Source organism: Arthrobacter sp. MOO21, from assembly GCF_057369995.2.
In genome coordinates this window covers 3259620-3281300 of sequence record NZ_CM170671.2, presented here as the reverse complement: position 1 = coordinate 3281300, position 21681 = coordinate 3259620, and the positions used below count along the sequence as shown (strand labels likewise).

Annotated in this window: 16 protein-coding genes and 2 pseudogenes; 12 read left to right on the top strand and 6 right to left on the bottom strand. The window is 61.6% G+C overall.

What is annotated here, in order from left to right; translation table 11 throughout:
* Positions 1 to 86: 86 nt before the first annotated feature.
* Together AC2JAJ_RS15215 and AC2JAJ_RS15210 are read right to left on the bottom strand one after the other, a co-directional pair.
* Positions 87 to 842 (bottom strand): HEPN domain-containing protein, encoded by a 756-nt coding sequence (locus AC2JAJ_RS15215; protein WP_486415281.1) that lies wholly within the window; start codon positions 840 to 842, stop codon positions 87 to 89.
* Entirely contained in the window at positions 842 to 1966 is a 1125-nt protein-coding gene (locus AC2JAJ_RS15210) for a GmrSD restriction endonuclease domain-containing protein (protein ID WP_486415282.1), read from the bottom strand. Before AC2JAJ_RS15210 ends, AC2JAJ_RS15215 begins: the two co-directional genes overlap by 1 nt.
* Positions 1967 to 3141: 1175 nt before the next feature.
* Here AC2JAJ_RS15210 and AC2JAJ_RS15205 point away from each other — a divergent pair.
* Positions 3142 to 3597: a hypothetical protein gene (locus tag AC2JAJ_RS15205; RefSeq protein WP_486415283.1), complete on the top strand. Its 456-nt coding sequence runs from the start codon at positions 3142 to 3144 to the stop codon at positions 3595 to 3597.
* A 746-nt stretch (positions 3598 to 4343) separates the two neighbouring features.
* Here the strand turns inward: AC2JAJ_RS15205 and AC2JAJ_RS15200 are convergent.
* The gene (locus tag AC2JAJ_RS15200; protein ID WP_486415284.1) at positions 4344 to 4727 is read right to left on the bottom strand and encodes a hypothetical protein; all 384 of its coding nucleotides are present in this window, start codon (positions 4725 to 4727) and stop codon (positions 4344 to 4346) included.
* Positions 4728 to 4842: 115 nt separating this feature from the next.
* On the opposite strand from AC2JAJ_RS15200, the gene AC2JAJ_RS15195 reads away from it, so the two are divergent.
* Both AC2JAJ_RS15195 and AC2JAJ_RS15190 read left to right on the top strand, forming a co-directional pair.
* Positions 4843 to 5397, top strand: a complete 555-nt coding sequence (locus AC2JAJ_RS15195; RefSeq protein WP_486415285.1) for a hypothetical protein — start codon at positions 4843 to 4845, stop codon at positions 5395 to 5397.
* Positions 5398 to 5580: 183 nt separating this feature from the next.
* Positions 5581 to 6165 carry a recombinase family protein gene (locus AC2JAJ_RS15190; RefSeq protein WP_486415286.1) on the top strand — a complete coding sequence of 195 codons (585 nt, stop codon included), beginning with the start codon at positions 5581 to 5583 and terminating at the stop codon, positions 6163 to 6165.
* Here the strand turns inward: AC2JAJ_RS15190 and AC2JAJ_RS15185 are convergent.
* The 3 genes and pseudogenes from AC2JAJ_RS15185 to AC2JAJ_RS15175 form a co-directional block, all read right to left on the bottom strand.
* Positions 6162 to 6365 (bottom strand): hypothetical protein, encoded by a 204-nt coding sequence (locus AC2JAJ_RS15185; protein WP_486415287.1) that lies wholly within the window; start codon positions 6363 to 6365, stop codon positions 6162 to 6164. The two genes, AC2JAJ_RS15190 and AC2JAJ_RS15185, sit on opposite strands and share 4 nt — an antisense overlap.
* Positions 6366 to 6401: 36 nt before the next feature.
* Positions 6402 to 7919, bottom strand: coding sequence for a recombinase family protein (locus AC2JAJ_RS15180; protein WP_486415288.1), 1518 nt, complete (start codon positions 7917 to 7919; stop codon positions 6402 to 6404).
* A gap of 38 nt (positions 7920 to 7957) precedes the next feature.
* Positions 7958 to 8842, bottom strand: a pseudogene (locus tag AC2JAJ_RS15175) (TadA family conjugal transfer-associated ATPase); the annotation flags it as partial.
* A 413-nt stretch (positions 8843 to 9255) separates the two neighbouring features.
* Between AC2JAJ_RS15175 and AC2JAJ_RS15170 the strand changes: the two are divergent.
* The 9 genes and pseudogenes from AC2JAJ_RS15170 (at position 9256) to istB (ending at position 21489) form a co-directional block, all read left to right on the top strand.
* Positions 9256 to 11433 (top strand): hypothetical protein, encoded by a 2178-nt coding sequence (locus AC2JAJ_RS15170; RefSeq protein WP_486415289.1) that lies wholly within the window; start codon positions 9256 to 9258, stop codon positions 11431 to 11433.
* Between the two features lie 197 nt (positions 11434 to 11630).
* Complete coding sequence (locus AC2JAJ_RS15165) at positions 11631 to 12359, top strand: LGFP repeat-containing protein (protein ID WP_473696895.1); 729 nt, start codon at positions 11631 to 11633, stop codon at positions 12357 to 12359.
* Positions 12360 to 12638: 279 nt separating this feature from the next.
* Positions 12639 to 14543: a GH25 family lysozyme gene (locus AC2JAJ_RS15160; protein ID WP_486416796.1), complete on the top strand. Its 1905-nt coding sequence runs from the start codon at positions 12639 to 12641 to the stop codon at positions 14541 to 14543.
* Between the two features lie 559 nt (positions 14544 to 15102).
* A pseudogene (locus tag AC2JAJ_RS15155) lies at positions 15103 to 15648 on the top strand (transposase); the annotation flags it as partial.
* A 114-nt stretch (positions 15649 to 15762) separates the two neighbouring features.
* On the top strand, positions 15763 to 16995 hold the full coding sequence (locus AC2JAJ_RS15150; protein ID WP_486416764.1) for an IS256 family transposase: 1233 nt from the start codon (positions 15763 to 15765) through the stop codon (positions 16993 to 16995).
* A 45-nt stretch (positions 16996 to 17040) separates the two neighbouring features.
* Positions 17041 to 18063: a Mu transposase domain-containing protein gene (locus tag AC2JAJ_RS15145; protein WP_486414753.1), complete on the top strand. Its 1023-nt coding sequence runs from the start codon at positions 17041 to 17043 to the stop codon at positions 18061 to 18063.
* A complete protein-coding gene (locus AC2JAJ_RS15140; RefSeq protein ID WP_486414752.1) occupies positions 18053 to 18841 on the top strand; it encodes an ATP-binding protein in 789 nt (262 codons plus the stop codon). Before AC2JAJ_RS15145 ends, AC2JAJ_RS15140 begins: the two co-directional genes overlap by 11 nt.
* Before the next feature lie 312 nt (positions 18842 to 19153).
* On the top strand, positions 19154 to 20704 hold the full coding sequence (gene istA / locus AC2JAJ_RS15135) for an IS21 family transposase (protein WP_486415290.1): 1551 nt from the start codon (positions 19154 to 19156) through the stop codon (positions 20702 to 20704).
* Positions 20701 to 21489 (top strand): IS21-like element helper ATPase IstB, encoded by a 789-nt coding sequence (gene istB, locus AC2JAJ_RS15130; protein WP_237430038.1) that lies wholly within the window; start codon positions 20701 to 20703, stop codon positions 21487 to 21489. Before istA ends, istB begins: the two co-directional genes overlap by 4 nt.
* Positions 21490 to 21681 lie beyond the last annotated feature (192 nt).

Below are 21681 nucleotides of genomic sequence, written 5' to 3'. Positions count from 1 at the left end.
AAACTCTGAGCCTCAATCCAAGTAATTGGCACAATTGGCACTCTCTACTTCCCGTTCGCATAACCGATTTCGTAGCCTATCTGTAACTAAATCCATCGCGCTGGTGTGCTCTGCAGATCAGATATGTGAGCGGTAATTGTTTTTTCTAGTAGTCGATCAATGGATGTCGAAAGCGCCTCCAGGAAAGCAATTGTTTCGGCGATTTCTCTATAACCAATCGACGGCGATTGACTGGTATGCGCACAGATATTTCTCCACGAAAGAATGGAGTCCAGTTCGCTGGAAGGCGACGGAATGGCCTTGTGCGTAGGTTCGGAGTTCAGATGCGCACTCCATAAGGGACTGAACTCCTGTTCGAGCTTCTGCCAACATTGCTTTACACCTAACAGCCCGAGGATGTCCGCGACCGTTCTCGATCCTGGATTTGATTGTGTGTCAATGGCATGGTCACCCCAAATTGCGTCATTGACAATTCGACGAGCCACGTCTTGAACATCTCGCTTGATTTCCGAGGGACGCCGTTCGGCGCCATGGAGTGACTTCTGCACAGCAGCAGAGATGTTGCGACGCATAATCGTTACCTGAAGTTCTACGTCGAGTTGCGATCTTTGGACTGGGGGCGTAGCCCTGGAGTACATCTGCAGGGCTCTTTCTGCGGCACCTTTGAGATATTCTTCAAACCTAGCCACGCAAAGTACGGTAGCCCCCGATGTGGCCGCCGAAATAATGTCCAGCCCCAACCCAAAGCCAGTAAGTTTTCTGACGTCCATCGAGGCTATTTCGACCACGGCACCGAGCTCCTTGGCCGCTTGTAACGAACGGTGAAAGGCCGCCAGATCCACTACGAGGACGCCACTGCACGTCGGACCATCTCGCTCACCATAGCGATTCGCGTCTTTACAAAACGCGGTGTGTTGGTCTGGGAGGCAATGGCTCTTGCGAACTCCTCCACGGAGAAGAGCGTGAGCATACCCGACTTAATCGCATCCGACGCACGCTCAAGTTCCAATAGCGAGAAGGGCTCTACCGCGATCATCTGAGCGTCAAACAATGTCGCCAAGACCTGGCGTCCCACGCGGCCAGTTTTGGGATCGAACCTCTTAAAAGCGAGCTCCCCAAATCCGGCGGCGACTTTGTCCGTTGCCGCCTCAAACTTCTCAATCCTGTATTCACGCTCCAACTTATCCATGTGCTGATGGACCGCCATAAACTGATTCATGGCACCTCCCAAGGAACCAGCAAAGTGCTCCCAAGTGTCCTTCAGCGTCAGGTATCTCAAGACGAGTTCAACATCCCGCATCTGCTGCCAAATTGCTGCCTTAGCCTTGCCCGCGTCAGTCAGACCAAGGAGTCTCGTGAACTGCTTGTACCCCGAGGCTTCAACAATCGCATCATTCAATGGTCCCGCGAAAGTAACGTTCCGCACTTCCTGAGAATTTAGCCTTACGCCGCCGGTATTCAAGCGCTGGAATACGTGATATTTGATCAGCGGATCTGAAAGCCTTAGAAGTATGATCGCGCGAAGGCTGGCACGCGTCTGCAATACCGATTGAAGCGATGCGTCTAACTCGGAAAACCTAAGGCCATTTGCTTCGCTGAAGATACCGAGTCCGTCAAGTTGAAACTGATCGGTTAGAAACTCAGAAACTGTTGTCAGACGTTGCTTGCCGTCGATAATCGAATATTGGCCATATTCGTCTTCATTAAGAAAGACCGGAGGCAGCGGCACATTCATGAGGAACGACTCGATAAGAAGAGATTTCCGCTTCACATCCCATCTATCCCTGCGCTGGAACGATGGGCTTAGGTCTATGCGACCGTCAGCCACGAGGCCAGCGATTGTCTGAAGGTTGTAATCCAGGGTAGTTGTGATTAGGTCCCGCTGGGCTTGCAGCCAGCGGTCTTTTGTCACGTCTACAGGTTCCTCGGATTCAAATCCGAGCTTGAACAAGGAGTCTTCAGTCATTTGACCAGCATAGGGCTATCGCAAACCAGAGTTTTGCTTCTAGTCAGCGGAGGGCGTGAGTCCCCAATACCATCAGGGCGACCAGACAAGCGCCCTGTCCTAATGCGGCGCTGAACGCAAGTCCTTCGCATCTTGGGCCCGCAGTTCCTCAGTTCCGCCTTGCTGCTCTTGGGCCTGCCCTCAAACCCTCGACTTCCCGTCTTCGGGGAGTGACTGGAACTTTTGCCCCTTGTTGCCTGTGGATTAACGGTGGGGCCATCCAGACAATGGAAAGGTGAAAAGCCCGGACGCTTGACCCGAAGCGGCCCGGCCTTTGGGGCCGGGACCACCCCAACCTCAAGCCTCAGATGAAGGCCGCCTAAAGGGCCGTCTATAAGGAAAGAACGGGAACCAGAACACCGCACTTCCCGTAAGTCGACTTTCCAGCGCCAGTACGCCGAATGGGGCCACTGGATCTAAATGTCGGACAACTCAAAACGCGCATACGAACAAGGAGTTCTTCTGCCCAAAACACCTCTGCGGACATGCACCGTGGTCGGCTGTACCTCACGGCACCACTCGCACGGACTCTGCGCCGCACATGCACGGAAGCGTCTGCACGCGCAGGACAAATGCATCGAACCGGGATGCAACACCAAGGCCATAAAGCTCGACTACTGCCGGCGGCATGAGGGCCGCCTGCTGACAAACCTAGCCCCTGGCGAGCTGGAGCAGTTGCTTGATGACGTGGCGGCTCAGATTGTGGCCGACCCCGCTTCCGGTTGTTGGCTTTGGACCGGAAGCGTCAACTCAGATAACTACGGCAGGTGCAAGGTTGCCGGGAAGGATTGGTCGGTGCACCGACTCATGTATCTGATCTTCATAGGTACGCATCCGCAAACCCGGGAGCTTGACCACTTGTGCGGAGGCCCTTCAGCTGACGGGTCGACCGAATATGAGCGTCGGAGGTGCGTTAACCCCCGTCACCTTGAACCTGTAACTGCCAAGGTGAATGGACGACGACGGGCTAGGCGAGCCCGTCACCCTGGCGCGGACTTCTGGGTTGATGCCGACGATCACGGGAAGACGTCCATTGCGCTCATATTGTGGGCCGCCCGCCACGGCCTCCCGGGCGCAGTTCCGGGTCACTGGCGCGTCAGGGATTACAGCACTACTAGCAAGGCATAGGAGCCTCCATGAATGAATGCAACGATCGCTACGACCACTTCCGCAAGTTGAAGACGGGCGTTGAGCATCTGGCCGAAGCCGAGGCGGCATGGGACCCCACCCCGCCGCCTGACCCGAATACGCTCAACTGGAAGCCTGCCGAAGTTGCCCCCGGTTACTGGAAGGTCCCTGGCATTAGCAAGGTATTTCGCTCCGAGGACGACGCCCGCCGCGCTGGGCTTAGCGCTGACTCGCGGGCTCAGCGGGAATACTTCAACTACATGAACGCCCTGATCCTTCCTCCGAAGACGCCGGGCCAGGAGAAGGCGGAAGAGTACGAAGCGGCGAAGGCTAAGGCGCTTGCCGATGGCGTTACTCCTGACGCCTGGAACAACTCTCCGGATGTCCGCGCCCAGTACCTGCCCGACGGCAGGACCGGCGCGGAACTGTGGGAGGAGCACAAGCGCCAGAAGCGCATGAGGTAGCTCTCCCCTACCACGACAGGCCGGGCCGCTGGGGGCCCGACCCGTCGCCTCCCCGTGCCGGGCTTTCCAACCCGTACAGCAACACAGGCGCTAACACCCCCGGGCAGGACTCCGCCCTCGGCGCGGGTCCTCCCCCACCCCTCCCAAGCACCCTGGCTTGGGGCCCTCCCAGTAAGGAACAGGAACACCCCGAATGCTCTTAGTCTCAAACCGCTTAATCACGCTTGAAGTACACACAAGGCGGGAACGTAAGGCCGCCGCTGCAGCTGCTGCGGCAATGGATGCCAACTGCCGGGCACTCGCCGCTCTGCTGGATCGAGCGGGCATCTCGCATCAGGCGACCGGCCACAGCGGTAAGGTCCGGCGCGTTGTCATCTACTACGCCTCGTCTGACCGCTCCAAAACTGAACGTTTCGCGACCTTAGTTGGAGCTGTCTTGGGATGCACGCCGCCCGCAGTTGGGTTCAGCAGCCCAAAGGTGTTTCAAGTAAAGGTGGCAGGAAGTAAGGCTGAAGCCCTGTTCGCGTTGCTCCGTGATTACGTGCGTCCGGAAACTGCGGAGCAGATGGATAGGGTTGCAGCCTTAGTTAGGGCAACCCGTAGCGCTGGCCCGGCCTAAAAGGGCCGCCCGATTCGAGGGCGCAGGAGGCTCTCAGACCGATTGCGGCTCTGTCTTGAGGTGATTGGTTCGTCCAGGCCAATTTGAGCCCCCAGGGGGCCAGCAAAGCGCGAAGAGACGGGGCTGTTTACGCCGGGAGGTAAAGCGACCAGATATTGGCTGCCAGTCCTGCAAACAACCCAAGGCCGACGAGAGCGACCTGCGGCCCGAGTCCGCTTGCTGCATGTCGATAAATTAGCTCTTTGACCATCTCAGGTGCGTGCTGCAGGTCCCCGTATGTGAACATCGTCTTCCCAGCTTCGCGGTACTCGGCAAACTTCTGCGGAGTGTCCTCTCGACCACCGGGGACAGACCGTGCACCTTCGGCATGTTTTACGTCAATCTCACGAAGCCGCGCAAGCAGCTCCGAGTTTTCTCGTATGTCTTTGCGAACCACGAACCAGGCCCACAAGATCGCACCGAAAGAAGCCGCAAACGACAGGATGTTGAGAAGCACCACGAGAGTCTTCATGCAGCCGAGTATCACACAGCTTCGGAGGATCGTGGTCTGCCCGATTCGGCGACACCCCCGTAGGGCCGCCTCATGGCGCGGCGTAAGTAACCAGTGAGGCCCTTACATTAGGCCAATGGATATTCCCACATTGCTGGCAAGTGCTGGAAGCAGCGCCATCGTAGGCACCATCGTCTCCCTCTTGGCCGTATCACAGGTGACCGTCGGCAAGATGCGTGCCGAACGGGAAGAGGAATCCCGGCGGACTATCCGGGCCTTCGTGAGGAAGCTCAGTAGGGACGTGGTTGCCTACCAGGCCGGGGAGGCGGCGCATCTCCAGCGGGATACGTCGCCAGCCCACTTGCAGGATGCGGAAGATGCGGCCACGATCCTCGCCGCTGCACAGGACTTGCGCTTGTGGCCGCGAATAGTCTTGAGGTTGCGAACTCGCCGAATTTTCGGACGACAACTTACTGCCCTCGCTGAACGCTACCCCTCAGCAGAAGAAAGAACCTTCGGCGCGATGCTCGCGCCCATGCTGAGAAAACAACTCCAGAAGACTCCCGGGAGTAAGCCTGTAACCATGCTCGACGGACTGCTCCATCGCGCCCTTTCATCTGCCCCGAATCATTGGCGCGTGCGGCAGTTGCGCCTTGAGCTTTACCTGCTCGGGTTATGCGGCTGGATCTGACGCTCGCACCCTCGCAGAGGAAGAGATAAGGCGTCTCGCAACGGATCGGTTAGGAGACAGTCGGACGAGACACTTTGCCGCCCGCAGGAATTAAGCCTAGCAACTGTCTTACTACTATGTCTCGCAAGTAAGTGTTAATCTTCTTGTATCCATCCACTCTTACGAGACACATTGGAGGTAGCAATGGGCAAGCTGATCGGATACGCCCGCGTATCCACGAAAGGGCAGGACACGGACCGGCAGGAAGCTGACATTCTTGCGGCGGGCGTCCGTCGGGACGACCTCTACACAGACCGGGGCGTCAGCGGTGCAAGGGCGCACCGCGCGGGGCTGGACCAAGCGATCTCTGCCCTTCAGGACGGCGACACGCTTGTTATTGCCACGCTTGACCGCTTGGGGCGGTCGACGCAAAACATGCTTACTCTCGCTACGGAGCTTAAGGACCGGGGCGTAAATCTCCGCGTGCTCAACCTCGGGGGCGGCGACGTGGATACTGCCACGCCCATGGGCCAGATGATGTTCACAGTCATGGCGGGGCTGGCCGAGATGGAGCTTGCGATCAAACGCGAGCGCATCAACGACAGCGTGAGCAAGCGTCGGGCAAAGGGGCTCGATCTCGGAGGCCGCAAGGCACAGTTCACTGACAGCCAGATTCAGAACGCCAAACACTTGATCGAAGGCGGAAAGCCTGCCGCACAGGTTGCGCGCGACCTCGGCATGTCCAGGGCAACGCTCTACCGCAGGATAGCCGCGCTTCCTTCCTCTTAGTCGTGAGCGTCTACGGAGCCGCTGTCGGCCTCACTATCAGGCGGCCACTGCACGTCTCCGAACTCACTCAAGATCGCGATAGCGTCCTCCCGACTGCGGAAGCCGGGAACAACGTCGAAGCGCATGACACCTTCGGAACGGACCAGCGTCAGCCCCGGAATGTCGATCAGTACCTCAAAGTCTTGGTCACTGCCCTGCATTGCCGTTCCACTCCTCCCCCACCTTGTTGGGCTCAATCATTTCCGCACCTTGCTCTCGGGCGGCAGGATGCCAGCCTCACGCCACGCAGCCATAAGACCCGGCAATTCTTCCTTTGATAGCGGGCCGCGAGCGTCCCACTTCGTTTTCAAAACAACTTGTACCGTGTGGGGATCGAATACCCTCGGTGAGCCCTTCCCGTGGGGCAGTAGGACCACGTTGCAGACCCTCCTCACGTAGTCTCTCCGGTCGTCAATGGCGCTCTTAAGCCACTCCCGCGCCTCGGGGGTCTGCATGTCGGGCACGGCTAGCTGAAGGCTCTCAGCGGGCAAATGTGCGGTTGCCGCCAGGAGTTCGAGTTGCAACTCCATATCTTCCAGAGTGGTCCGTATCGCGGCCGTGGAAGTGACAAGCTGACCAGTAGTAATGCTGCCGTTGGCAGCCAGCAACGCAAGCTCGTTCAGGCGCTCCCGCAGGGCAGCCGCCTCGTTTTCCAACCACTGAGCTTCCCCGGATCTTTCAGCGTCAGCGTTACTGCGCTCACGAGCCGCAATCAGGCGGTAGGCGACCATATGTCGGTTCACCACAGCATCCACCAAGTCGACGCGCTTGCCAACGTGCCCTCGGCCCTTCTCCGGGCAGCGATACACCGTGTACTTATTACCGGCCCGACCAGATACCGTGGCGGAGCGCACCAGTGCTCCGCAGTGGCATTGGGCAATACCTGCGAGCAAGTGCTTTGCCTTGTTGCTCTGGGACCTTCTTCGATTAGGGTCCTTCAAGATCGACACAACAGCCCGCCATACGTCTTCGGAAACCAGCGCGGGGAAAGTGGACGGGCCGACCACTTCGCCTTGCCAGACGGCGAGACCGGCATTACGGGGTCGCAAAAGCATCTGCCGCAACTGCGCGTAACCCCACGGTTTCCCAACGCTCGTAGTGATCCCGGCGGCGTTTAACTCAGCAACGATTGAACCAAGGCTGCGGCCTTGGAGCACCGCTTCAAACACGTCTCGAACAACTGAGGCCTCTAACGGGTCGGGCTCTGGCGTACCGTCAACAAAGCGCCAGCCAAACGGGCGTGCACCGCCCAGCCACTCGCCCTTCATGGCCTTCTGCTGCATGGCCCGCTTGACGCGGTCCGCCTTATGGGCCGACTCGTAGCGCGCAACCTGCCCCAGCAACCCAGCCCTCAGCATCCCCTCCGGGGTACTGAGGTCTACTTCGCCGCCTTTTACGGTGTAGTTCTGGACGCCAAATTCGCGGCAGATTGAGATGTACTCTTCAAGTTCCAGCGGGCTCCGGTGCAACCTGTCTGGATGCCAGTAGATGACAACGGACGCTTCGCCGCGTTTGAGCGCGGCGAGCATCTCGGTATAACCGGGACGCTTCTTGCCTGAGTACGCGCTGACGTCGTTGTCCACGAACACCCTGACGACGGACAGCCCCCGTTCCTCCGCCAGCCTGCGGCAGTCTTCCTCCTGCCGGGCGACACCCAGCCCCGCACCGTCGCGGTCCTGGCTGATACGGCAGTAGATGAAAGCATCGTTGCCCATGCCCGCATCTTAATCTGCACTGTGCCTGAGAAGCCATAGGGAAGCCCCGAGTTGAGGGCAATGAGCATGTCCAGGCTCTCGGCTTCGCGGACCTCCCCCACCACCAACCGGTCGGGGCGCATACGCAAGGCCTCCTTCACCAGGCGGCGAAGCGGGATTTCACCCTCGCCTTCAAGGTTCGGCTGGCGGCATTGCAGGCCCACGACGTCGCGCAAAGGAAACTGCAGTTCAAAGATCTCCTCAACGGTGATGACGCGTTCCCGGCTTCCGATACTGGCAGCAAGGCAGTTCAACATTGTTGTCTTGCCGGCCTGCGTTGCGCCGGAAACGAGGATGTTCAGGCCGCTGGACACTGCCGCACCCAGGAACCGGGCAGCTTGTGGCGTCAGTGTGCCCAGTTCCACAAGGTGCTCGAGCCTGCTCGCCTTGACCACAAACTTTCTGATGTTTACTGCCCAGTGGCGGCGGGTCACGTCAGGGATGACCACGTGGAGTCTGGAGCCGTCGGGCAGTGCAGCGTCGACGAAGGGAGAGGACATGTCCAGGCGTCGGCCGGAGCTCTTGAGCATGCGCTCCACGAGGTCGCGCACCTGTTGTTCGGACAGGCTCAGCGAGGTCAGCTCTGACTCGCCGTTGCGTGCGACATAAATTTCGTTCGGAGCATTGAGCCAGACCTCTTCAATGGAAGGATCATCGAGCAGCGGCTGGAGGACCCCGAAGCCTGCCACTGCATCAAACAGGAAACGGCGCGCGGCGTCCAAGGGGCCGAGGGGCGGCAGCGGACCCAGGAGGGCGCGCTCGTCGTAGTCGGTGACCGCTGCTTCCACCAGGCGACGGACCTCGCCTGCCTGCTTTAACGGATCAAGGCCGCGGCGGCGGATAAGTTCGCGGACCTCATCCTCAACGATTCCCAGCGCATCCATGTTTCCCCCAGACAACTGCCGCCCCAGCGGAGGCAGTACGACTGGCTACAGCCTAGGGAGACTGACCGGCCTTAACAAGTCAATCCAGCGAAGCTGTGGACAAAGCAGGCAAAAACTGGTGCCAGCCGGTTCTGAGTACAAAGACACCGGACCCTAGTAGCCAGCACCAGGCAAGTGAGGTACCCACTACCCGTGCCCGGGCAGTTGCACACGGTGTTAATGGTCAGCGGGGGCACCAGCTTCCTTAGGGGCCTGGATGCGGCAGCGTTTGGGGCTGAGAGTTAAGGAGAATCGTGAAGATACGGACAAGACGCGCTCTGAGCCAAGGACTCACAGCAGTCCTCTTGCTTGCCGGTGTGGGCGTGGGAACCGCGGGGCCGGCCGGCGCAGCCACGGCACCCGATTATGGCACGTTGAGCATCAGCTATACCGGAGCGGCCAATCCTCCCACCGCCGACAAACCGGAAAGCAAGCTGTGGTGGAATGACGGTTCCTGGTGGGCAGATATGTGGACCAGCGGCAGCGGCTGGCACATCTACAAACTGGACCGGGCCAGCAAGAAGTGGGTGGACACCGGCGTCCCCATTGACACCCGGGCAAATACCCTCGCCGACACTCTTTGGGACGGTACACACCTGTACATCGCATCCCACGTTGTCACCGCCTCTTCGGAGACCGTGACGGAACCCTCCCTCCCCAACCAGCCGGCCAAGCTCTACCGGTACAGCTACGCCAACGGAACGTACAAGCTGGACAGCGGATTCCCCGCTACGATCGCTACCAAGAGCAGCGAGTCAATGACCATTGACAAGGACAGCACAGGCGTTGTCTGGGCCACTTGGACGGAGGTCAACGCAACTGCGACAGGCAGCTACACCAGCAGCGTGATGGTGAACAATTCGGGGCCTGATGGAGCAAGCTGGGGAACTCCGTTCGTTCTTCCAGTCAACAACGTCCACCCGGCAGTGGACGACATTTCTGCAGTAGTGGCGTTCAACAAGAAACAGATCGGGGTCATGTGGTCGGACCAGACCACGGGCTCGGTCTGGTGGGCCACCCGCACCGACGGCACGGCAGCCACTTCATGGAAATCCCAGCCGGCAGTGCAGCGCAAGGGCATCGCCGATGACCATCTGAACCTCAAATCGCTGCAGGCAGACACTGCCGGCCGTGTCTACGCGGCCGTGAAGACAAGCCTCGACGAGATCACTACCGACAAGACCCAGCCGCAGCTGCAGTTACTGGTGTTTAAGCCGGGCACGGGAGCGTTTACCAAGTCCACCATCTCAACGCTGGCGGATTGCCAGACACGCCCACAAATCGTGCTGGATCCGGATAACAACAAGATCCACGCATTCCAGACAGGACCGTCCACCAACGTCAGCGGGTGCCCCTTCGCCGGAGTTTCAGGCAGCATCTATGAGAAGACCGCTGACATGGACAACCCCGTGTTCGGGTCTGGCCGCGGAACGCCTATCATCCAGAACGGCTCCTCGGCCACCGTCAACAATCCGACGACCACCAAGCAACCCGTCACCAGCACCAGCGGCATCGTGGTGCTTGCCAGCGACGACGCGGCGAAACGTTACTGGTTCGCTGACCTTGCGGTAAAGAGCTCCCTCCCGTATCCGGTTCAGGGTCCCATTGGCGATAAGTATGCCGAGGTCTCTGATCTCGTTGGGCTTCCCATCGCCAATGAGGTCACGAACCAACGGTTCGGCGGCTCATACCAGAAGTTCGAGCACGGAATCATCGCCTACCTGCCTGGCTCGGGCGCCTTCGCGGTGGTCAACGGGATCAACACGACGTGGACGGGCAGTGGAGCGCAGGACGGCGATCTCGGCTACCCGACGTCTGATGAGTACGCGCCGATGGCCGGCGGTGTGATGCAGGACTTCCAGTTCGGCAAGATCTCCTGGAACGCAGCCACCGGGTCCAGGATCACGAAGGGCGGCATCGGTGCCACCTGGGACAACGCGGGCGGCCCGCTCAGCGGCCTCGGCTACCCCACCACCGACGAGTACGCTCCGATGCCCGGCGGCGTCATGCAGGGCTTCCAGTACGGAAAGATCTCCTGGAACGCCGCGACCGGCTCCCACATCACCAAGGGCGGCATCGGCGCCACCTGGGACAACGCCGGCGGCCCGGCCAGCGGGCTCGGCTATCCCACAACCGACGAGTACGCCACCGCCAACGGAGGAGTGACGCAGGCGTTCCAGTACGGGCAGATTGTTTGGTCACCGGCTACGGGCTCGCACATCATCAAGGGCGGCATCGGCCAGACATGGATCAACGCCGGCGGCCCGAACAGTGGGCTCGGCTACCCGACGTCGGACGAAATTGGGGGGCTTGTCTCCGGAGGTGCCAAGCAGTACTTCCAAGGTGGAGAGGTCGTTTGGTCTCCCACTACGGGCGCACGCATTGTCACTGGTGGTATCAGGTCCACGTGGGTCAGCCTCGGCTCCGAGCGGGGCCGCCTCGGCTACCCGACCACCGGAGAGTACTCGGCCGGCGGAGGTGCCTATGCCCAGGACTTCCAAGGCGGGCGCATCACCTGGCGCTCGGGCAGCGTAAGCGTGGCGTACGCCTAGCGGCACAGATGCAGCAGCCTGAACAGGTTGGCCCCGGACGTTGGCAACGTCCGGGGCCAATTACTGGAAAAGCTCAGTCATAAATCGAGACACTAACCGCAGAATCGGGCAATCCTTAGCGAATAGAAATTCCTTCAGCATAATGAGCTAGGCGTCGAGTCACGACGACTTTAAGCACTATTCTTTTGGGGGAACCAATGGCACGCTTTCGTGCGAAATTATCTGCCTTGGCAGTCACATGTGCACTGTCCTTGTCCGGCGGCTTGGCCGCTGTAGCTTACACGCCCACCAGCTACCCAGTGGCCGGGGCAATTGGTGCGAAATATGAGTCCATGGGCGGCAGGAGTTCAGCGCTGGGAGACTCTACCTGGTACGAGCAAACTGTATCCGGCGGGGCTGAACAAGAATTTCAGTTTGGGCGAATCTTTTGGTCACCGGTGGGTGGCGCGCATCCTCTTTGGGGGGCCATAGACAGCAAGTGGTACAACGGGCACGCTTCAGGCTACCCAATCCGCGACGAAGAGCCTTTGGGCGGGGGCGCAATCGCCCAGCATTTCACGAACGGAACCATGTACTACACGCCGCAGATCGGCCTCCACTACATCGGTGCCGGTATTCGTGAAGCGTGGTGGAACAAAGGCGGTCAGACAGGAGTGGCAGGCTACCCGATATCAGACGAAAGCTACTGGTACGCCGGGGGTGCCGTTCAGGTCTTCCAAGGTGGCACCTTCTACTTCACTCCGCAGTACGGCACGCGTCTGCTGCAGGGGGCTATCCGCTGGGAATATGAAAACAGCGGTGGCTACTTCTATATGGGCCGTCCCGTGACTGATGAATACTCCGTGAACGCGACGACGCGGGCACAGCGCTTTGAGGACGGGATCATTTACTGGTCCAACGGCAGAATCTGGACGCAGCGGTACTGACACGTCCGCCCAGGAGTATGAAGGCCCGGCCACCCTCTAAGGGGGCCGGGCCTTCCCACTCCTGGGAAGGAATCCCCACCGGGGTCCGCGGGAGCTAGCCGCCTGGCACCGGGAATCACGCCAGCAACAACTGAATCACTAGTCCCACATGTAACTGGGGTGCTATGGTAGGCGCACAATTTACCGATCCACCGACTGCCGGATCCTGTTCCTGGGGGAACCGCCCGTGCAGCAACCTAATGAGCGCCTGTGAAGCGCCACATTGTCTCCGGAGCAAAAATGAAGCGGAACCCGTCTCAGTCCCGTCGCCCCGCAATGAAGTCCTTGGGGATAGCGCTGCTGGCAGTCAGCTTGTTTGCAGGACCCGGCGCAGCCCTGGCTGTGGAACCCTCCCCCGCAACCGCAACGGCCCAGCCCACGCAACTGCCCTCCGCCACAGCTGAACCTGCCCCCACGCCGTCGGCCTCTCAGGGCGCTACCGGGGCACCGCAGCCAACCGGAGCCGCAACTCAAACGGCGTTGCCCTCGCCGAGCCCCACGGCGCAAGCGCAACAGTCCATGGCTGAAGCTATCGGGCCCGGAGGGGCAGAGATGGGTCAGCGCTCAGCGCGCGTGGCCGCCCAGGGCCCGACGCCCAAGACCAGTGCCGAGACGCTCACGAGCCAGGGCACCTGGACGCCAACGTTCGGGGTGCAGGGACTTGACGTCAGCGGCCACCAGACGAGCGTCGACTGGCAGCAGCAGTGGAACATGGGTGCCAGGTTTGCTTACGTGAAGGCATCTGAAGGCAACTACTTCACCAACGACCTCTTCAGCTCGCAGTACCAGGGCGCACGCAACGTGGGGATGATCCGGGGCGCCTACCACTTTGCAATCCCGAACTGGTCCTCCGGGGCGGACCAGGCACGGTACTTCGTTCAGAATGGGGGCGGCTGGTCTGCTGACGGCTACACGATGCCGCCCGTTCTCGACTTCGAATTCAACCCCTACGAGGGCAGGACCATCAACGGTTTCTACTTCGGGAACACCTGCTACAACATGTCGCCGGGTCAGCTGTCTTCGTGGGTACAGGACTTCGGCAATACCGTTCGGGCAATGACCGGCCGTCTGCCCGTGATCTACACAAATACAAGCTGGTGGAACCAGTGCCTGGGAAACCCCGCAGGCTTCGGTGATTACCCGTTGTGGATTGCTGCATACCCGAGCTCATCCACGAACAATGCGGGCCCAGTTCCTTCAGGCAGCTGGGGAACCTACAGCATCTGGCAGTACAGCAGCACAGGCCCCTTCGCCGGTGACTCGAACGTGTGGAACGGGGACTACCCATCCCTCCAGCGCTTTGCACTGGCCGGTGACAACATAGAAGCTGCCTTCAACCAGGAATACCAAGCCTCCAAGTCGTGGCTTGGGAACCCCTGGGGCCCAATAGCCTGCGGACTGGTCAATAACGGCTGCTACCAGATCTACCAAGGCGGAACGATCCAGTGGTCTCCAGCTACGGGTGCGCACGCCATCCGCGAAGGCGCAATCCGGGGCACCTACCAGCGGTCCGGATCAGAAAACGGGCTGTTGGGCTACCCGGTCGTGGGGCCTGAAATATGCGGACTGAAGGCCGGCGGTTGCTACCAGATGTTCCAAGGAGGTGCCATCATCTGGAACTCCGGCACCGGCGCCCAGATCAGCCCCGCAGGCCCGATCCGGGACCGCTACGCGGCCATGGGCTTTGAAAACGGCATCCTGGGTTATCCCGCCTCAGGCCAGGTCTGCGGATACGCAGCGTCCGGTTGCGTGCAGATGTTCCAAGGAGGGGACATCTACTCGTCACCGGCGTCTGGTGCCTATGCAGTCACAGCCGGTGCAATCCGTGCAAACTTCCAGCGGCTCGGTTCGGAGAATGGCCAAACAGGATATCCGGTCAGCAATGAAGTATGCGGCTTGAAGGACGGAGGCTGCTACCAGTTCTTCCAGGGGGGATCCATGATCTGGTCATCCGCCACCGGAGCGCACTTCAGCCCGTTCGGGTCCATCCGGTACGTGTGGGCGACCCAAAACTTCGAAAACGGCTGGCTCGGATACCCCTACACTGACGAATACTGCAATGCTTACAGCGAGTGCCGGCAGGACTTCCAAGGCGGCTCGCTGATCTGGACTCCGACTACCGGAGTCAGCGTATACCGCCGCTAACGGCGGGATCACTGACGCCGTTGCGGCGGTGCAGGTGAACTGCTCCCCGGAAATTACGCTGAAACCTCAGAGTAATTTCCGGGGAAGCAGTTTTTTCCGTTTAGGCACCAGCTTCCTACCTCACACCGTCTGGTTTCTTGATCCTTTGGGGTCGGCGTCAAGCGGTCGTTGCAGCACGTGAGCTTTAGCAGTTGCAGTTGGGGCAATGCGAGCACCAACAGAGTCTTCGGGCGCCCTTCCCTGGAACGCTGCCAGAGCTGATCTGAGGTCCGTGGCATACGTGTGTTAGCGGCCATGAAAAACTGCCCATAGGCGGCCTGTAAGCGGCAACTTTAAACTGACCGGAGACGGCAAAACTGGTTGACCGTTCGCGGCAGTGGTTTTGACCAGCGGCGGCAAGCATTTTTGGACAGCAGTAGGCCACGGTGTGTGGCTAGGCGTGCTGGGATTCCTCTTGTCCATCCCTCGTGTCGTTACGGGGAGAGCCCCTTCCTTCCGCGGTGAAATGGCGATGCCAATCGTCTGTGTTTCACCCGTTGTGGGAAGGAAGGGGCTCGTTGTGAAGTCTCCAGGAGAGTTCATGGAAATTTTAGCTGCTTACGATTTAACCCGGTCGTACCGGGATGCCGCGAAGATCTGCGGCGTCTCACACAACACGGTCCGCTCTTATGTGAAAGCCCGCCAGGACGGTGCGCAGGCGCCGGTGGCCCGGCAGCGCGGCCGGATGACTGACCCGTTCCTGCCACAGTTGATCTCCTGGGTCGAGCAGTCCCGCGGGAAGATCCGCGGCGATGTGGTGCATGAGAAACTTGTCGCTTTGGGGTTCACCGGGTGTGAGCGGACGACCAGGACCACGCTGGCTGAACTGAAGGCGAAATACCGGGCCCGGAACGTGCGTGTGCACCGTCCTTGGACTCCTGAGCCGGGTCTGTGGCTTCAGTATGACTACGGCGACGGACCCGTCGTTGACGGGGTGAAGACCGTGCTGTTCGTGGCCTGGCTGGCCTTCTCCCGGTTCCGGATTGTGATTGCTTTGCGGGATAAGACCATGCCGAGCGTGTTCGCCGCCCTGGACAGGGCGTTCCGGCTGATCGGCGGGGTTCCGAGAGGGTGTTTCATTGAGTGTGTAAGGGTCCGGTCTCTAACTAGGGTTTGACCTGCGGTTTTACCCTTGAAAGGACGGGCCCTCTTGGCCGAAATTAGTACGACAACCAACCCCTTGGAAGGCGTTTTGAGCGCCGACCAGATCGACGCTCTTGTCACCGCGGCGGAGGACCTTGGAGAGGGCCGCAATGGTGTTGAGGAGCTCCTCTCCCGGATGACCCGCGCGGTCCTGGAACGGGCCCTGGAAACCGAGATGAGCGACCACCTCGGCTACGAGTCCGGGGACCCTGCCGGGCAGGGCACGGGTAACTCCCGCAACGGCAAAACCACCAAGAGCGTGCAGACCCTTCAGGGGCCGGTGCAGGTCACCGTGCCCCGGGACCGGAACAGTTCCTTCGAGCCGGTGATCGTGCCCAAGCGGGCCCGCCGGCTGGGCAAGGTCGAGGATATGATCCTCTCCCTCTACGCCCGCGGCATGAGCACCAGAGATATCGGCTCCCACCTTGATGAGATCTACGGGACCAAGGTCTCCGCGGCGACGATTTCCAGGGTCACGGACGTGATCGCCGACGAAGTCGCCCAATGGCAGAACAGGCCGCTGGAGTCGGTGTATCCGATTGTCTATATTGACGCTATTTGGCTGAAAATCAGGGACGGCGGGGTTGTGGTGAATAAGGCCTGCCACGTGGCCGTCGGGGTGGATGTGGAGGGCCGCAAGCAGGTCCTGGGTCTGTGGCTGGGCACCAGCGAAGGGGCGAAGTTCTGGGCCAACGTGCTCACCGAAATCCGTAACCGCGGAGCGTCCGACATTCTGATCTTGTGCTGCGACGGGCTCACCGGGCTGCCGGCAGCCGTGAACAGCATCTACCCCCAGACCGTCGTGCAGACCTGCGTCGTGCACCTGCTGCGCTCGGCCATGAAATACGCCTCCTACAACGCACGCAAGGCCATGGCCCGGGACATGCGCCCGATCTACACGGCACCGACCGTACAGGCGGCCGAGCTGGCGATGGAAGCCTTCGCAGAGACCTGGCAGAGCACGGCTCCCGGGGCGGTGCTGGCGTGGCGGAACGCGTGGGAGGACTTCACCCCGTTCCTGGCCTTCACCCCGGAGATCCGCAAGGTCATCTACACCACGAACCAGATCGAATCGATCAACTACCAGCTGCGGAAGATCACCAAAACCAGAGGATCATTTCCCTCCGACGAGGCCGCGATCAAGCTCGTCTATCTGGGAATCCGGAACATCGAAACCACCCGCGGCGGTGAGCTCGGAACCGGCACACTGGGCTGGCACCAGGCACTGAACGCCTTCGCCGTGCAATTCCCCAACCGACTCCCCATCTGACCACCCGGCAGAACGGATAACCGACCGGTCCCTTACACAGAAAACTTGACACCCCCGGTTCCGACCTACATTTTGACGGATAACGAGAAGACCGTCACGGTCGAGCACGTCGCCGGGGTCCCGGTCCGCAACCATCAGATCGTGGCCTTCGCGAGGCACTATTCAACCTCGCTGCAGACGTGTCTGCCGGCGGACCCGGCCTCGAAGGGCGGGGTGGAGAACGCGGTGAAGATCGCCAAAGCCGACCTCGTCCCGAAAGAGACCAATCTGCTGCCCGAGTACCGGTCTTTCGCCGAGCTGGAGGCGGCCTGTGAGGTGTTTATGGAGGAGGTGAATTCGCGGGTGCACCGGGCCACTCTTGAGATCCCGAAGGACATGCTCCGGGTTCTCGAACAGCCCCGGTTGCACCCGGTCCCGGCGACCCCGGTGACGGCGAGTTTCGGCCATACCCGGCAGGTCCCGCCGAACATGCCCATGATCACCTTCCAGCAATCCCGGTACTCCGTCCCGCACACCCTGATGGGTCAGATGGTGTGGGTACGGGGCACCGAAACCGAGGTGATCATCGTCCACGTCGGGGACTCCGGCCCGGTCGAGGTCGCCCGGCATAAGCTCACCCGCCCCGGCATCCCCGCGATCATCGAGACCCACTTCCCGCCCGCCCCTGCAGGGGCCCTGGAACGGGTGATCCGCCCGACGAACAAGGCAGAGGAGGAGTTCCTGGCCCTCGGCGCCGGCGCCGCGCTCTGGCTCAAGGAAGCCGCCGCCGCGGGCACCCAGAAGATCCGGCACAAAATGGAACGCGCCGTCACCCTCGCCAAGGTCCTTGGCGCCGACGAGGTCGACAAGGGCCTGGGAGCGGCAGCGGTGCACCAGCGCTTCACCCACGAGGACCTGATCTCCATCGTCAACACCGGCAACGGGAAAAGCCACACGACCGGGGCCACCCACACCGTCACCGACCAGGGCCGGTGGCTGAGTCAGGGCACCAGCGCCTGGGCCAACTTCGGCACCGCCCCTAACACCACCAGCGATGAAGACTTTGAAGGAGCCATCGATGAGCGCTAACACCATGACCCCGCCCCTGGCTGACGCGGCGGTGGAGAACGTGATCGCGCTGATGCGCACGACCCGGATGCCGCACGCCCGCGCTGTGGTCGCCGAGGTCCTTGCCACCGCGAAAGCCCAACGCTGGGACCCCACCGAAGTCGTCCGCGTCCTGCTCGAAGCCGAAGCCACCGGCCGGAACGCCTCGATGCTGGCCACCCGGCGCAAACGTGCCGGATTCCCCACCGGGAAGACCTTCGATGTCTGGGACGAAGCCCTCTCCACCCTGCCGGCTGCAACAACGTCGTTCCTGCGGACCCTGGAATGGGTGCGGCGGCGGGAGAACCTGATTGCCTGCGGGCCCTCCGGCACCGGCAAGACCCTGCTTCTGGAAGCCCTCGGCCAACTGGCCATCGATCAGGGCATGTCCGTGTCCTGGCTCAGCATGGAAGACCTCGGCGCTCTCGTGCGACGGCACCGCATCGATGACAGCGTCAACAAAGCCATCACCCGCGCCACGAACGTGGATTTGATCTGCATCGACGACATAGGCCTGCTGCCGGTCTCCGCCGACGCAGTCGAGGGCTTCTACCGGGTCGTGGAAGCCTCCTACGAAAAGCGGTCCCTGGCGATCAGCTCGAACATCCACCCCTCCGGGTTCGATGAGCTCATGCCCAAAACCATCGCCACCGCGACCGTGGACCGGCTTCTCCACCACGCCCACCTCTGCCAAACCAGCGGCGAGTCCGTCAGGCTCATGCAAGCCCAAAACGGGAAAGGAACCCGCCCGATGAGCTAACCCAAAACCCCGGTCAGGCGCCCCAAAACCCGGCACGCCCGGGGCGCCTGACCCTGTCCAAAAATACTTGCCGCGACCGGTCAAACACCTGCCGCCAGCGGGCAAACCAACCTGCCGCCACCGGTCATTTCTAAGTTGCCGTTGACAGCGGCCACGAAAGTGCCCACTGACGGCCAGTAAAACTGCCCGATGGTGGCCATGAGATCTGCCCACTTCCTTACTGAACCGACCGCGCCTTAAGCGGCGGGAGCCTCTCCCTGGGGTTTGATGACGGTGTCTAAGCGCACCAAGCGAACCAGGAAGAGGCCCTGTATGAAGTCTGACGGAGAAATCATGGAAATTCTTGCTGCCTACGATCTGACCGGATCGTTGCGCGCCACCGCGGAGCTCACGGGCTGCTCGCACCACACCGTTGCCAAACACGTCGCCGCCCGGGACGCCGGCCGGCCGATCGGGGAACCAACGGCCCGGGGCCGGGTCACCGACCCGTACCTGCCCAAGATCGAAGAATGGGTGGAGGCCTCCAAGGGCCGGATCCGGGCCGATAAGGCCCACGCAAAGCTCCTCGCGCTGGGCTATACGGGTTCGGAACGCTCCACCCGACGGGCGATCGCGCAGGTCAAGGCGGCATGGCGGTTGGGCCATACCCGGGTCCACCGGCCCTGGATCACCGAACCGGGCATGTGGCTGCAGTACGACTTCGGCGACGGGCCCCGGATCGGCGGGGTGAAGACCATCCTGTTCGTGGCGTGGCTGGCGTTCTCCCGCTTCCGCGTCGTGATCCCGCTCAAAGACCGGACGGCGCCGAGCGTCTTCGCGGCGCTGGACCGGTGCTTCCGGATCTTCGGCGGAGCACCAACGTATGTACTCACGGACAACGAGAAGACCGTGACCACCGCTCATGTTGCCGGGGTCCCGGTGCGGAACCATCAGACCCTGGACTTCGCCCGGCACTACGGGGTGACCGTGCTGACCTGCCAGCCCGCGGACCCGGCAACCAAAGGCGGAGTGGAAGCATCGGTGAAGCTCGCCAAGGCTGATCTCGTGCCCAAAGACACCAACCTCCGCGACGAATACGGCACGTTCGCCGAACTCGAGGCCGCCTGCCAGGCGTTCATGGACGAGGTCAATCACCGTGAGCACCGGACGACGCGGCGGAAACCCGCGGCCATGCTCGCCGAGGAAGCCCCGCGGTTGCACCGGATCCCGGATACTGCGCACACGGTCGCGTTCGGCCTTGCCCGCACCGTTCCCGAGAACACCCCGATGGTCACCTTCGAAAACGCCCAGTACTCCGTCCCGGCCCACCTGCTCGGGGCCCGGGTGTTCGTCCGAACCCACGGGACCGGGCCCGGCGAGCAGGTCATCATCGTCCACCATGGCACGACCGGTCCGGTTGAAGTCGCCCGCCACGACCGGGCACGGCCCGGCAGCCCCGCCATCAACGACGAACACTTCCCCGGACCCCGGACCAGGGTCCCCGGCGATTACGAGGTCAGGGCCCGCAACGCGGACGAGGCCGCGTTCCTGGCCATCGGCGAAGGCGCCAGAACCTGGCTGGTCGAGGCCGCCGCGGCCGGAACGGCACGGATAAACATCAAAATGGCCGAAGCCGTCACGCTGGCCAAAATCGCCGGCACTGACCAGGTCGACCGCGCCTTGGGCGACGCCGCCCTGCATGGCCGGTTCGCGCACCAGGACCTCGCCTCGATCCTGAACGCCAACATCCGCCGCACCACCACTCACGCGGCCAACGAAGCGAGCTCGCTGACCCAGGGAACCGGCGCGTGGGCCGCGATCGGCAACGCCGCCCTGAACACCACAACCAACACCACCAAGATCACCCCGGAGGAGGCCCGATGAGCCCCGTCACCACGCCCAACACCGCCTCCCCGCCGCTGCCGGCAGACCTGGAAGCGTTGATGCGGTCCCTGAAAATGCCCCATGCCCGGGCGCTGGCACCGGACCTGATCGCGACCGCCCGCGCCCAGCGCTGGGAACCGGCCGAGGTCATCAGAGCCCTCTTCACCGAGGAAGCCGCTGGCCGGGCCCGGTCCATGCTCGCTTCCCGCCGCAAAGCAGCAGGGTTCCCGACCGGGAAAACCTTCGAGGCGTGGGACCCGGCAGCGTCCTCCATCCCCGCACCGACCCAGCAAGCCCTCCGGACCCTGGAATGGATCACCCGCAGGGAAAACCTGGTCGTCTGCGGGCCCTCGGGAACCGGGAAAACGTTCTTCCTCGAAGCCCTCGGCCAGCAAGCCGTCGAAGCCGGAATGCGGGTCGCCTGGTTCCGGCTTGAGGACCTCGGCGTCCTCATCCGCGCCCACCGCACCGATGACAGCGTCACCCGCGCCGTCGCCCGCATCCTCCGCGCCGAGCTCGTGGTCATCGATGATATTGGTCTGTTACCCGTGGCCACGGACGCCGCCGAAGGCCTCTACCGGGTCGTGGACGCAGCCTACGAAAAACGATCCGTCGCGATCAGCTCCAACCTCCACCCCGCCGGGTTCGATGAGCTCATGCCCAAAACCCTCGCGACCGCCACCGTGGACCGGCTGCTGCACCACGCCCACGTCTGCCAAACCAGCGGCGATTCCGTCCGCCTCACCCAAGCCCTCGCCGGAAAAGGAGTCACCCGACTGAACTGACCAACCCCACGATGGCCAACCCCGCCGAAACCAATCAGTGGGCAGATCCGTTGGCCATAACCGGGTAGTTTTACTGGCCACCAGCGGGCACAATTGATGGCCGCCCGTGGGCAGAAACAACTGGCCATTGACATACGTGCAGAACGTAGTCCAGCGACGTTGCTCCGGCCTCAGAACGGAGCCACACGGCGT

Excerpts from the sequence above, each read along its gene's own strand:
- AC2JAJ_RS15210 (WP_486415282.1), bottom strand. The coding sequence starts at position 1,966 with ATGACTGAAGACTCCTTGTTCAAGCTCGGATTTGAATCCGAGGAACCT.
- AC2JAJ_RS15205 (WP_486415283.1), top strand. The coding sequence starts at position 3,142 with ATGAATGAATGCAACGATCGCTACGACCACTTCCGCAAGTTGAAGACG.
- AC2JAJ_RS15200 (WP_486415284.1), bottom strand. The coding sequence starts at position 4,727 with ATGAAGACTCTCGTGGTGCTTCTCAACATCCTGTCGTTTGCGGCTTCT.
- AC2JAJ_RS15195 (WP_486415285.1), top strand. The coding sequence starts at position 4,843 with ATGGATATTCCCACATTGCTGGCAAGTGCTGGAAGCAGCGCCATCGTA.
- AC2JAJ_RS15190 (WP_486415286.1), top strand. The coding sequence starts at position 5,581 with ATGGGCAAGCTGATCGGATACGCCCGCGTATCCACGAAAGGGCAGGAC.
- AC2JAJ_RS15185 (WP_486415287.1), bottom strand. The coding sequence starts at position 6,365 with ATGCAGGGCAGTGACCAAGACTTTGAGGTACTGATCGACATTCCGGGG.
- AC2JAJ_RS15180 (WP_486415288.1), bottom strand. The coding sequence starts at position 7,919 with ATGGGCAACGATGCTTTCATCTACTGCCGTATCAGCCAGGACCGCGAC.
- AC2JAJ_RS15165 (WP_473696895.1), top strand. The coding sequence starts at position 11,631 with ATGGCACGCTTTCGTGCGAAATTATCTGCCTTGGCAGTCACATGTGCA.
- AC2JAJ_RS15160 (WP_486416796.1), top strand. The coding sequence starts at position 12,639 with ATGAAGCGGAACCCGTCTCAGTCCCGTCGCCCCGCAATGAAGTCCTTG.
- AC2JAJ_RS15140 (WP_486414752.1), top strand. The coding sequence starts at position 18,053 with ATGAGCGCTAACACCATGACCCCGCCCCTGGCTGACGCGGCGGTGGAG.
- istA (WP_486415290.1), top strand. The coding sequence starts at position 19,154 with ATGAAGTCTGACGGAGAAATCATGGAAATTCTTGCTGCCTACGATCTG.
- istB (WP_237430038.1), top strand. The coding sequence starts at position 20,701 with ATGAGCCCCGTCACCACGCCCAACACCGCCTCCCCGCCGCTGCCGGCA.